The sequence below is a fragment of the Jiangella gansuensis DSM 44835 genome, assembly GCF_000515395.1.
Taxonomy (GTDB): domain Bacteria; phylum Actinomycetota; class Actinomycetes; order Jiangellales; family Jiangellaceae; genus Jiangella; species Jiangella gansuensis.
This window is the reverse complement of the sequence record NZ_KI911782.1, coordinates 4,630,141-4,641,984: the sequence shown is the minus strand read 5'-3', so window position 1 is coordinate 4,641,984 and position 11,844 is coordinate 4,630,141. Positions and strand designations below refer to the sequence as shown.

The 11,844-nt window shown below is 74.0% G+C and carries 9 protein-coding genes; 2 read left to right on the top strand and 7 right to left on the bottom strand.

The annotated features are described in order from the left end of the window. Positions 1 to 57 precede the first annotated feature (57 nt). Together JIAGA_RS0121805 and JIAGA_RS0121800 are read right to left on the bottom strand one after the other, a co-directional pair. A complete protein-coding gene (locus tag JIAGA_RS0121805) occupies positions 58 to 870 on the bottom strand; it encodes a sugar phosphate isomerase/epimerase family protein (protein WP_026877284.1) in 813 nt (270 codons plus the stop codon). Next, positions 867 to 1,880 carry a hydroxyacid dehydrogenase gene (locus JIAGA_RS0121800; RefSeq protein ID WP_026877283.1) on the bottom strand — a complete coding sequence of 338 codons (1,014 nt, stop codon included), beginning with the start codon at positions 1,878 to 1,880 and terminating at the stop codon, positions 867 to 869. Before JIAGA_RS0121800 ends, JIAGA_RS0121805 begins: the two co-directional genes overlap by 4 nt. A 192-nt stretch (positions 1,881 to 2,072) precedes the next feature. Between JIAGA_RS0121800 and JIAGA_RS0121795 the strand changes: the two genes are divergently transcribed. Together JIAGA_RS0121795 and JIAGA_RS0121790 are read left to right on the top strand one after the other, a co-directional pair. Then, the gene (locus tag JIAGA_RS0121795) at positions 2,073 to 3,023 is read left to right on the top strand and encodes a daunorubicin resistance protein DrrA family ABC transporter ATP-binding protein (protein ID WP_026877282.1); all 951 of its coding nucleotides are present in this window, start codon (positions 2,073 to 2,075) and stop codon (positions 3,021 to 3,023) included. After that, complete coding sequence (locus JIAGA_RS0121790; RefSeq protein ID WP_026877281.1) at positions 3,020 to 3,796, top strand: ABC transporter permease; 777 nt, start codon at positions 3,020 to 3,022, stop codon at positions 3,794 to 3,796. The genes JIAGA_RS0121795 and JIAGA_RS0121790 overlap by 4 nt, the downstream gene beginning before the upstream one ends. Here JIAGA_RS0121790 and JIAGA_RS31630 read toward each other — a convergent pair. The 5 genes from JIAGA_RS31630 to JIAGA_RS0121765 all read right to left on the bottom strand — a co-directional run bounded on the left by JIAGA_RS31630 (position 3,781) and on the right by JIAGA_RS0121765 (position 11,720). Beyond that, positions 3,781 to 6,894 (bottom strand): AfsR/SARP family transcriptional regulator, encoded by a 3,114-nt coding sequence (locus JIAGA_RS31630; protein WP_035812839.1) that lies wholly within the window; start codon positions 6,892 to 6,894, stop codon positions 3,781 to 3,783. The two genes, JIAGA_RS0121790 and JIAGA_RS31630, sit on opposite strands and share 16 nt — an antisense overlap. Positions 6,895 to 6,939: 45 nt before the next feature. Then, positions 6,940 to 7,329 (bottom strand): PPOX class F420-dependent oxidoreductase, encoded by a 390-nt coding sequence (locus JIAGA_RS0121780; protein ID WP_035814905.1) that lies wholly within the window; start codon positions 7,327 to 7,329, stop codon positions 6,940 to 6,942. Positions 7,330 to 7,361: 32 nt separating this feature from the next. Further along, entirely contained in the window at positions 7,362 to 8,762 is a 1,401-nt protein-coding gene (locus JIAGA_RS31625) for an FAD-binding oxidoreductase (RefSeq protein ID WP_051426380.1), read from the bottom strand. A gap of 64 nt (positions 8,763 to 8,826) precedes the next feature. Beyond that, entirely contained in the window at positions 8,827 to 9,666 is an 840-nt protein-coding gene (locus tag JIAGA_RS0121770) for a DUF6597 domain-containing transcriptional factor (RefSeq protein ID WP_026877279.1), read from the bottom strand. A gap of 56 nt (positions 9,667 to 9,722) precedes the next feature. Next, on the bottom strand, positions 9,723 to 11,720 hold the full coding sequence (locus JIAGA_RS0121765; RefSeq protein ID WP_026877278.1) for an elongation factor G: 1,998 nt from the start codon (positions 11,718 to 11,720) through the stop codon (positions 9,723 to 9,725). Positions 11,721 to 11,844 lie beyond the last annotated feature (124 nt).

The following is an 11,844-nucleotide window of genomic DNA, read 5'->3' as shown; positions in this document are numbered from 1 at the left end:
CCATTGCCTCACCATGATCGCGTACCAAGCTACGCAACAGACAGGGTTTCCGACATTTCACCCCCTCACACTTTCGGGCGGGAGTGCCGCGAGCCAGCCGTGCAGCGTGGCGGCATCGTCCAGGAAAGCCGCCGGGTCGTCGCCGCGGACGAACTCCAGCAACGCATAGCGGGCACCGTCGCCGGCGCCGGCGCCGTGTTCGTCCGCACCGGCGAGGGTGGCGAGCGTCGGTTCCCACAGCTCCGCGCCGTCCGCCAGGGCGAGCCGCTCGCCGTCGGCGGCCCAGGTGAAAACGTGGGCGGTCACCAGCGACGGCAACAGCGCCGTGACCTCCGCCAGGCACGACGTGACGTCCTGGCCGACCCGCGGCTGCCAGTAGGGCCGAACACCCGGGTGACCGGCGGCGGCGTAGAGCTCGAGCGCGGTCTCCAGAGTGTCGGTCAGTGTGTTCGGGTGGTGCTCCACGGCGATCCCGACGCCGTGACCGGCGGCCAGTCCGGCGATGCGGCGCAGGTCGGCGGCGACGCGTTCCCGGACCGCCGGGCCCGCCTCGGCCGAGCCGACGGTGCCGGCCCAGATCCGGATCCGCGGCGCGCCCAGGGCGACCGCGGTCCGCAGCACCGGCTCGAACGCCTCGGGGTCGTCGTCGCCGGCACGGTAGTAGGAGCCGTAGGCGGCCACCTCGATGCCGGCCGCGGCGCTCAGCTCCGCGGTCCGGCGCGCCGCCTCGATGTCACCGGCCGGCACGTGGGCGTCGCCGCCCCATTCGACCGCTCGCAGCCCCGCTCGCGTCATCAGGTCGAGCACCTCGGCCACGCCGAACTGCCGGAACGTGATGGACACCAGGCCCGGCACCAGCCGCCCGCTCATGCCTGCACCGCCAGGTCCGACCGGTACACCTGGTGGTGCAGCGGGACGCCGTCGAGCAGTCGCGACAGCTCGTCCAGGGCCAGCGCGGCCAGCCGACGGCGCTCGGTGCCCATGGCACCCGCGACGTGCGGCGTGAGCACGACGTTCGGCAGCCGGTAGAGCGGGGAGTCCGGCGGCAGCGGCTCGGGATCGGTGACGTCGAGGACGGCGTGCAGCCGGCCTCGCGCGCACTCGGCGGTGAGCGCCGCGGTGTCCACCAGTGCGCCGCGAGCCGTGTTGATCAGGGTGGCGTCGTCGCTCATGAGCGCCAGCCGGCGCGCATCGACCAGGTGCCGGGTGGACGGCAGCGACGGCGCGTGCAGCGTCACGATGTCGCTGCGGGTGAACAGGTCGTCCAGCTCGGCCGGCACCGCACCCGCGGCCACGATCTCGGCCTCGTCGACGTACGGGTCGGCCACGAGAACGCGCAGGTCGAACGGCCGCAGCAACTCGGTGACCAGCCGGCCGATGCGGGAGAACCCGACGACGCCGACGACCTTTCGGTAGTTGGACGCGCCCGGGACGGTGTACCGCCAGGCCACTTCACCCGGCCTGGCCCGGAACCCGGCGGCGAACTGCCGGATCCGTTTCCCGGCGGTCAGCACCGCGGCGAGCGTGTACTCGGCGACCGGGACGGCGTTCGCGGCAGCCGCCGTGGTGACGGTGAGGCCGCGGTCCCAGCAGGCGTCGGTGACGTGGTGCTTCACGCTGCCGGCCGCGTGCAGCACGGCCCGCAACCGGGGTGCGGCGGCGAGGACGGCCTCGTCGAGCGGCGGGCAGCCCCACGACGTGAGCAGCACGTCGGTCTCGGCCAGCCGGTCGCGCACCCCGGGCGCCTCGAAGCCGGCGACCGGGCCGGGCAGGACCCGGTCGGCCAGCGCGTCGAGGCGGCGTAGAAGCTCGTCGTCGAACAGGTCCTGGTACGGGCGCTCACCCATGACCAGCATGACCTTGACCCGCTCGTCGGTCATCGGTTCCTCCGGGACGTCGGCGTAGGTTACCTGCCTACCAGCCGGAGCCCAGGTCCGGACAACCGGGTAAGCGCTTGCTCAACCGTCGCATCTTAAACACAAGGACCTACCCGATCACGTTCAGGCAGCATGATCCCGCGCTGTCAGCCGGATGTGCGCGGTCTGCCAGTGCCGTCCCGCACGCTCACCCGTATGACGTATGCATTCCAGACAGCAGGCCTGGTCAAGCGGTTCGGCGACACCACCGCGCTGGCCGGCGTCGACCTCACCGCCGAACGCGGGACCGTGCTCGGCGTCCTCGGGCCGAACGGTGCCGGCAAGACGACGGCGGTGCGCATCCTGGCCACTCTCCTGCGCCCCGACGAGGGCCGCGCCTGGGTGGACGGCCTCGACGTCCAGGCCGACGCGGCCGCGGTCCGCCGGCGAATCGGGCTGACCGGCCAGTACGCGTCGGTCGACGAGGACCTCACCGGCACGGAGAACCTCGTCCTGTTCGGCCGGCTGCTCGATCGTCGCGGACCCGACGCCCGGGCCCGCGCCCGTGAGCTGCTGGAGCGTTTCGACCTCACCGAGGCCGCCGACCGGCGGGTGTCGACGTACTCCGGCGGCATGCGCAGGCGCCTCGACCTGGCGGCCAGCATGGTGGGCCATCCGAGCATCGTGTTCCTGGACGAGCCCACCACCGGGCTCGACCCGGGCAAGCGCGAGGACGTGTGGCGCATGATCCGCGCCATGACCGCCGACGGCGGCACCGTGTTGCTGACCACCCAGTATCTGGAGGAGGCCGATGCGCTCGCCGACGAGATCTCCGTCCTCGACGGCGGCCAGATCGTCGCGCACGGAACCCCGCCGGAGCTCAAACGCATCGTCGGGGGCAGGACGCTCGTCGTCCGGCCGGCCGACCCGGACCGCCTCGGCGAGGCCGGCGCGCTGCTCGCGGGGGCGACCGGCCGTACCCCCGAGACGGCCGGTCGCGGCGTGCTCACCGTCGCCGCCGACGACGACGCGACGCTGCGTTCCGCGGTGGTCGCGCTGTCAGACGCCGGCATCGCCGTCACCGAGTTGTCGTTGCGGCTGCCGAGCCTCGACGACGTGTTCCATGCCCTCACCGACCGAACCGCCCGCGCGGAGGTCCGCCGATGACCACCCACCGTCCGTACGCACTGGCCCGGCACAGCTTTGCGCTGGCCGGCCGCAACCTCACCAAGATGCGCCGCAACCCGGGCCTGTTCACCGACGCCGTCATGCTGCCGGTGATCTTCCTGTTGCTGTTCGTGTACCTGTTCGGCGGCGCTGTCGCCGGATCGACCCAGGACTACCTGCAGTACGTGTTCCCCGGCGTGCTGGTGATGACCGCCATCCTCACCGGGATGACCTCCACCGGCCTCAGCATCAACCTCGACATCAAGAAGGGCGTCTTCGACCGGTTCCGCAGCCTGCCCATCCCCCGGTCGGCGCCGTTGATCGGCTCGGTGCTGGGCGACGGCGTGCGGTACGTCATCGCCGTCGGCAGCCTGTTCGTCCTCGGGTTCGTGCTGGGGTTCCGGGTGCAGACGGATGTGTTGTCGGCGCTGGCTGCGGCCGGACTGGCCGTCCTGTTCGGGTTCGCCCTCAGCTGGGTGAACGTGCTGATCGGGGTTGTAGTGAAGGAGGAGACGCTGGTGACCACCATCGCCTTCCTCGGCATCTTCCCGCTGGCGTTCGGCACCGACATGGTGGCGCCGACGGAGACGCTGCCCGGCTGGCTGCAGGCCTGGGTCGACATCAACCCCGTGACGCACGTGATGGACGCGACGTCGGCGTTGCTGCTCGACGAGCCGCTGGGTTCGTCGGTCGTGGCGACGCTGGCGTGGTCGGCGGCGTTCCTGGTGGTGTTCGTGCCGCTGGCGGTGCGCGCGTATCAGCGCCGGGTGTAGCCGCGGACCAGCTCGGTGGCTGCCGTGGCGTCCAGGGAGCGGCCGTGCTCGTAGGCGGCGGCGAACGCATCCGGCCCGAGCCTGTCCCGCAGCCGCTCCGTCACCGCGATGACGTCCGGATTCAGCGGGTCCGCGGCGCCGCGCAAGCCGTGGGCGGCGCCCAGCGTCGTCGCGGCCTCCCGGTCCCGCCCGCCGGCCGCCAGCATCGCGGCCACGCCGACGGCGACGGCCGCCGCCAGTGGCAGGTCCCGGATGTCGAGGGCGACGCCCAGGGCGGAGCGCAGCTGCTTCGCGGCGCCGTCGAGCTCGCCGGCGGCTACCGCCAGCTGCGCCCGGGAGGTCTTCAGGACGGCCACGAACATGGACTCGCCGGACGCGCGCACGCCCTCGTCGGCGGCTCGGTACCACCGGTCTGCGTCGACGAGATCGCCCCCGCCGCGGGCCAGATCGCCGAGGACCACCTGGGCGAGGATGACGTAGCGGGCCGGCCGGCCGGCGACCGGACGGACCAGCTCCAGCAGGTCGGCCCGGGCGCGCTGCTCGTCGCCGGTCCAGGCCAGCAGCTGGGCCAGCCAGGCCCGCTGCTCGACGGCGTCGTCGTCCGGTTCCAGCTCGCGGCGCAGCCGCACCGCGTCCTGCAGGGCCGCAGCGGCGTCGGTGTCGCCGAACATCGTGCGCATGATCGCCAGGAACGTGAGCGCGGTCATCCGGCCCCATCGCTCGCCGGCCGCACCGAACTCCTGAGCGGCCTCGGCCAGCCGGTCACAGGCCTCGACCATGTCGCCGTGCGCACCGCCGAGCAGCGACCGGACCAGCAGGAGGCTGCCTCTGGTCCAGGGATCCTGCGTGGCCAGCAACTCGTCGGCGAGCGCGACACCGTCGCCGACCTCATCCGCCACCAGGGCGAGCAGTGGGCGTAGCAGCGTCACCGCCGGGTGGGAGCTCGCGGCGCACAGCTCGTCCACCCGGCCGGTCACCAGGTCCGCGACCGTCGCCGCGTCCGGGAGCTCACCGGACATCGCGGCGTTGAGCAGGTGATACGTGGCGACGACGGCGACGTGCTCAGCCGCCGCACCGCTGCCGGCGCCGACGAGTGCCTGCCGCAGCCGGCCGGTGGCCCGGGAGTGATCGGAGCGAACCGTCCAGTACTGCGCGAGCGCGGCCGCCAGCCGGAGGGCCGCCGCGCCGTCGCCGGACCGCTCGGCGCAGCGCATCGCTGCACCGAGCGTGTCGTGCTCGTCGCGCAGCCGGGCCAGCCACACCAGCTGGTCGCCGGTGCGCAGGTGCGGCTCGGCCCGTTCGGCCAGCTCGGTCGCGTAGCCGACGAGCGCGGCCTGCGCGCGGGCCAGCTCGCCGGCCGCGGCCAGCCGGTCCGCCGCGAACTCGCGGATCGTCTCCAGCATCCGGTACCGCGGCTGCGGGCCGTCGACGAGCTGCAGCAGCGACTTGTCGACCAGTGCGGCGAGCAGATCCGGTCCGCCGGCGTCGTCGCCCACGCGGGCGGCAGCGTCCGCTGAGACGGTGCCGGGCAGGACGGCCAGCCGGGACAGGAACCGCTGTTCACCGGCGTCGAGGAGCTCCCAGCTCCAGGCAACGACATCGCGCAGCGTGCGGTGCCGGGCCGGTGCGGTGCGCGTGCCATGGCTGAGCACGTCGAACCGGTCGCCGAGCCGGCGGGCCAGCTCGGCCAGCGGCAGGGTGCGCAGCCGGGCCGCCGCCAGCTCGATGGCCAGCGGGAGCCCGTCGAGCCGGCGGCAGATCTCCGCCGCCACCGGCCGGTCGGATCCGTCATTCACCGCGTCCGGCCGGATGTCGCGGGCCCGTTGCGTGAAGAGCCGGATCGCGTCGGCCTCGGCCAGCGGCGGCACCTCCTGCAGCGCCTCCCCCGCCACCCGCAGCGGTTCTCGGCTGGTCGCCAGCACCCGTAGGCCCGGGCACCGCCTCAGCAGCGTCTCCGCCAGCGGCGCGACCGCGTCCACGAGGTGCTCGCAGTTGTCGAGCACGACGACGGTGTCACTGGTGCCGATCGCCTCGACGATCCGGGTCAGCGCGTCCGGCGGGCGGGTGCCGGCGACGGTCAGCCCGGAGTCGGCGGCCAGGTGCAACGTGTCGGCGATCGCGGGCGCGATGTCCGCCGGGTCGGCCAGGGCGCCGAGCTCGACCAGCCAGACCCCGCCGGCGGTCTCACCCGCCAGGTCGGCCCCCACCTCCGTGGCCAGGCGGGTCTTGCCGGTACCGCCGGGGCCCACCAGGGTCACGAGCCGGGACCGGTGCAGCGCTCCCCGCACCTGGGCGCGTTCGTCGTCGCGGCCGATCAGGGTGGTCAGCGGGCGCGGCAGCGTGCTCGCGGGCCGGGCGGGTGGGTGCTCGTCGTCGCGCAGCGCGGCGAGATGTGCCGCACGGAGGTCCGGGCCGGGGTCACTGCCGAGTTGGTCGGCCAGCGCGCCGCGGGCCGCCTCGAAGGCAGCCAGTGCTTCGGCCCGCCGGCCGGTCATGGTCAGTGCCCGCACCTGCAGGGCCCGCAACCGCTCCCGCAGCGGATGCGCCGCGACCAGTTGCTCGAGCCGGGCGACCACGTCGGCGCCGCCGCCCCTGGCGAGTTCCGCCTCCGCGAGGTCCTCGGCCGCCGTCAGCCGCAACTCCTCCAGCCGGGCGGCGAGGGCGGTCGCGAACGGCGCGGCTGCGATGTCGCTCAGCGGCTCACCCCGCCACAGGCCCAGCGCCTCGCGCAACGGCGGCACCGCGGCCGCTGGGTCGCCGGCCCGCAGCGACCTCCGCCCCTCCGCGACCAGCCGTTCGAAGCGAGTCAGGTCGACGGCGCCCGGCGGCAGGTCGAGACGGTAACCGCCGGACACCGGCACCACGGTGGCACCGGCAGGCAGGACCTTACGTAGCCGCGACACCAGCGACTGCACCGCGTTGACGGGATCAGCCGGAGCCTCGCCGGGCCACAGCGCCTCGGACAGCGCGCCGGCGCTCACCGTTCCGCCGGGCTCGGCCGCGAGCCTCACCAGCAGCGCGCGCAACCGCGCACCGCCCACCTCGACCACCGTGCCGGCGTCCGTGAGCTGCAGCGGGCCGAGGATCGCGACATGCACGCGCCTACCCTGCCACGCCGAGCACGGCGCGGCGGTGGTGGCTCGTCAGAAGGCGACGGTCCGGACGTGCTCGGGTTCGATCAGATAGGCCACCCGGTCCGCGCGTTCCGGATACGGCATGCCCAGGTAGGCCTGCGACATCCGGTCGATCATCGCCCAGCCGCGGTCGCCGTCGACCTGTTCGACGACGCGGCCGCGGACCAGGGCGGTCCGGTGCGGGTCGTCACGGTCGATCACCGACACCGCCACCCGGGGGTCTCGTGCGACGTTGCGGGCCTTGCGGGAGTTCGGCGACGTCTGGAAGCTGATCAGGTCGCCCTCCAGGCCGATCCAGAGCGGGACGCTGTGCGGGGAGCCGTCGGGCAGGAGGGTCGCCAGGTGGGCGCGGTGGGCGCCACCGAGGAGCCGGCGAGCCTCGTCGGTCAGTTCGGGCATGGTCGTTCCCTTCCTCGACGGACGGTCGGTGGTCACGGTCGGATGGACTGCGGGAAGCGGAAGAACTCATCGGCGTCGTAGCGCGACTTCACCTGGCGCAGACGTTCCAGGTTGTTTCCGTGGTAGGCGCGCGGCCCGTCGGTCAGCCGGGGGTCGGGGAAGTTCGGGTAGACGCCGCCGGTCCCCCACGGGTGCGCGATGCCCCAGGACCGATCCAGCCAGGTCTCCGCCGCGGCACGGTCACCGCCCCGCGGCGCCGCCACCGCGTGCTTGAGCAGGAAGCTGGCGTCCCGGTGGGCGAAGGCGGTCGCCGCCGCGGGCGTGCGCGCATAGGCTCCGCCCCACGGGCTGAGATCGAGCTCCCGCGTCTGCCCCGGTGTCCGGTCCGTGGTGAAGTGACCGATCAGCGCCTCCACGGCCGAGGACGACAGCGGCCGGGCGACGAACTCCGAGCGGCTGGCCTGCAGCCCGGCCGGGATCGAGGCGCCCATCCGGGCGCCGAGGTCGGCCAGGTAGCGCTTCGTCTCGGGATAGTCCCGGGTCGCCGCGGTACAGCTCACCGGGTCCGAGCCCACGACGCCGGCGAACCGCTCCAGTGCCGCCGTCGTCGCCGGCTCGGTGTCCAGCATCGCACCGAACAGGTTGACCACCGGCTGCTCCTCCGGCTCCGGGCCCGCGACCAGGAGGAGGCTGGCGGCCAACCGATCCGGCGCCGACGGTGACCAATGCTGCCAGGCGTCCAGCATCCGCGCGGCGGCCGCGACCGGCCACACGGCGTGGAAAGCAGTGGCGTCCGGCGCCGCGACCGCCCGGAACGTCAGCGCCGTGACGATGCCGAACTGGCCGCCGCCGGCGCCGCGCAACGCCCAGAACAGGTCGCCGTCGTGGTGCTCGTCGCACTCGACGATCCGGCCGTCGGCGAGCACGACGCGCGCGGCCAGCAGCCGGTCCGCCATCAGTCCGTGGCTGCGTCCGAGGATGCCGAAGCCGCCGCCGAGGGTCAGCCCGGCGACGCCGACCGTCGGGCCGCAGCCGGCCGGCAGCGCCAGCCCGTGCGTGCCCAGTGCGCCGGCGAGCTCACCGAGCCGGGCGCCGGCGCCGACGGTGACGACGTCGCCGTCCACCGCGACCGCCCGCATCGGCCCCACGTCGATGAGCAGGCCGGAGGTCGACGAGCGGCGGACGAAGCAGTGCCCGCCGCTGCGCGGGACGGCCGGGAGCCGGTGCCGGCGGGCCAGGCCGACAGCCTCGGCGACATCCGCCGTTGTGTGGCAGCGCACCACGGCGAGCGGCACCGCGGTCCCGCCGCCTCCGAAGGCCGGTGCGTGGGCCGTGTCGAACCCCGGCATGCCGGGCCGCAGGACGTCGCCGTCCACGCTGTCCTGGAACGCACGCCACGTGCCGGCGGACGGGCCGCCGTGTGTGGTCGTCATGCCGACGACGGTAGGACCGGCCGGGTGGGCGGTTCTTGAACGAAACGGCCAGCCGGTGGACGGCTCAGCCCGGCCGCGGCCCCAGCAGTGGGACGAAGGAGGCGGCGTGGTCGTGTCCGCACCCGCAGGTCTCCTGGGTCGCGCGCAGGAACTCGCGCGGAGTGGCCCCGGTCAGCCGCACGCACTCGCGGGTCAGGTGCGCCTGGTCGGCATAGCCGGTGTCGACGGACAGCCGCGCCAGTCCACCGTCCGCCGGCGATCCGCCGCGGGCCAGAGCGAACTGGGCCCGGGCGAGGAAGCCCTGGAAGCGCAGCATCCGCTGCAACGTCTTCGGCCCGACGCCGACCACGTCGCGGCAACGCCGCCGGAAGCCGCGCTCGGACAGGCTCAGCTGGGCGCCGACACTGCGGACGTCACCGGCGTGCCACGGCATCAGCCGGCGCACCGCCTCGGCCATCAGCGGGTCCGGGGTGTGCGCCCCGGCCTGCCAGGCCGTCTCCACCAGACCCTCCAGCGCCGCGATCGCCGCGTCGTCGCCCGAGGCGGCGGCCGCCACCCGTTCGCCGGCGGCCAGCGCCGTCGCCCCCCACAGGTCGGTCGCGTCCACCACCAGATCGGTGAGCTCGGCGGCCGGCATGCCGAGCACCGCCACGGCCGCGCCGGGCCGGAACCGCAGCCCGACGACGACACTGCCCGGTGCGAGTACCTCGGTCCGCGGCGCGGTCAGTGGCCCCACCACGCACGGCGTCGCGCCGGACCGGCACACCAGGTGCACGCAGCCGTTCGGGATGTCGCGATGCGGATACGGCGGCGCGCCGGGCAGCACCCGCTGCACCCAGGCCGCCGAGACGAGCCCAGCCAGCCGCGCCGGCGGGGGCCGTTCCCGGAAGGTCTGGCCGACCATGCCGGGAGTCTGGCAGCTCGCCGTGCCGGGCGGAAGGGCACCGAGGCCGAACACCGTCACACCCGCCGGACGACGTGCAGCAGGTACTCCTTGCGGTCCAGCGGGTTGTGATCGGTGCGCGGCCGCTCCGGCACCGCGCCGGTGACCGGCTGATACCGGGCGAACTCGGTTTCCAGGACGCCCTCACCGCGGGTCAGCGCCGGCAGCTCCTGGTGCAGCTGGTGCACTGTCGCGGCCGGGATGTCGCCGGTCAGCAGGTAGGCCTCGCCCCCGGCGCCGGCCGGCGCCGGCGCACCGGGCACCGCGCGCAGCCGGGTCAGGGCCGGCAGCACCTGTCCGAGCGTGTCGGCAGGGATCTCCAGCCGGAGCCGGTGCCACGGTTCGTGGACCCGCGTCCCCGCGGCCCGCAGCGCGTCCACCAGCACCAGCGGGGTGAGCAACCGGAAGTCGCCGGCGGTGCTGGACATGCTCTTGTCGAACACGGCGTGCGCGTGGCTCTGCCGCGGCGCGTAACCGGAGTGCCACAGGGTGACCTGGCAGTCCGGGATCTCCCAGCCGTGCAGCCCCTGGCCGAGGGATTCCCGCACCGTCTCCTCGATGGCGCGCAGGAACGCCGGCGGCAGCGAGCCCAGCTCGATCTCGATGCCGAACCGGACGCCGCCGCCAGGCGGCGCGGGCTCGACCCGCAGCCCGACACCCGCTAGGAACGGGTTGCCGTCCTGCCGGATGCGCTGCACCGCGCTGCCGGTGCCGGTGAGCCGCTCCACGCAGATCGTGGTGGACTCCCGGAAATCCACCTCCAGCCCGTAGTCGCCGGCGAGGGTGGCCTCGATGACCTCCTTCTGCACCTCGCCGTAGAGCGACACCGAGATCTCCCGGCGCAGGTCGTCCTGGCGCAGGGCGATCAACGGGTCCTGCTCCGCCAGCTGGGCCAGGGCGACCTGCAGTGCACCGCGTTGCAGGGGAAGCCGGGGCACCACCACCGTCTCGAGGGTGGGCGGGGCGAACCGCTTTCCCGTCCGCGCCCCCTCGCGCGGAACACCGATGACGTCGCCGATCCGGACGTCGCCCAGACCCCAGAGTGTCGCGATCCGGCCGGGCCCGACCGACGACGCCGAACCGTCACCCGTCGGGTCGACGACCCGGATCGCGGTGATCTTCCCCTCGCGACCGTCGCCGAGCCTGACCCGGTCACGAATGCGCAGCGTCCCACCGAACATCCGTACCCAGGTCAGTTTCTCCCCCGCGGGGCCGCGCTCGACCTTGAACACCGTGCCCGACACCGGACCGGACGGGTCCCCGCCCGCGGCCGGCAGCAGCTCGGTGATCCCGGCCATCAGTGCGTTCACGCCGGCACCGGTGATGGCCGAGCCGAGGTACACCGGATGCACGAGCGCCCGGCCGGTCTGCACCGCGAGGTCACGCCGCAGCCGCCGGTACGGGACGGCCGCGGCGTCGTGGACGTACGCGGCGAGCAGGTCGTCGTCGTGGTCGGCCAGCACGTCGGCCAGCCGCGACTCGAATCCGTCGTCGCCGGGACCGAACGCGACGGCAGCCGCCGCGCGGCCGCCCGGCGCCGTCGTCGCCACCATGGGCACGGCCGCCGGCGACAGCTTCGCCGCGATCTCGGCGAGCACGCGGTCCGGCTGCGCACCGGCGCGATCCAGCTTGTTCACGAACAGCAGCGTGGGAATGCGCAGCCGTCGCAGGGCCCGCATGAGCACCCGGGTCTGTGCCTGCACGCCTTCGACCGCGGAGACCACCAGGACGGCGCCGTCGAGTACGTCGAGGACCCGCTCGACCTCGGCGATGAAGTCGGGGTGACCCGGGGTATCGATGAGGTTCACCGTCGTGTCGCCGACCAGGAACGAGACGACGGCGGACTTGATGGTGATGCCGCGCTGGCGTTCCAGCGCGAGGGTGTCGGTGCGGGTACTGCCGGCGTCGACGCTGCCGACCTCGTCGATGACCCCGGCGGCGTACAGCAGCCGCTCGGTCAGACTGGTCTTACCGGCGTCGACGTGGGCCAGGATCCCCAGATTGAGCGTGCGCAACGAGCGTCATGTCCTTCGGATAGGCGTGAGCGACCTGCTGGGTGGACACGACAGCTCCTCGCATGACCCCTCCTCGGCCGAATCCGGTGGACCCGCGCAGTCCACCAGAGCCGAGCCGGCGGGG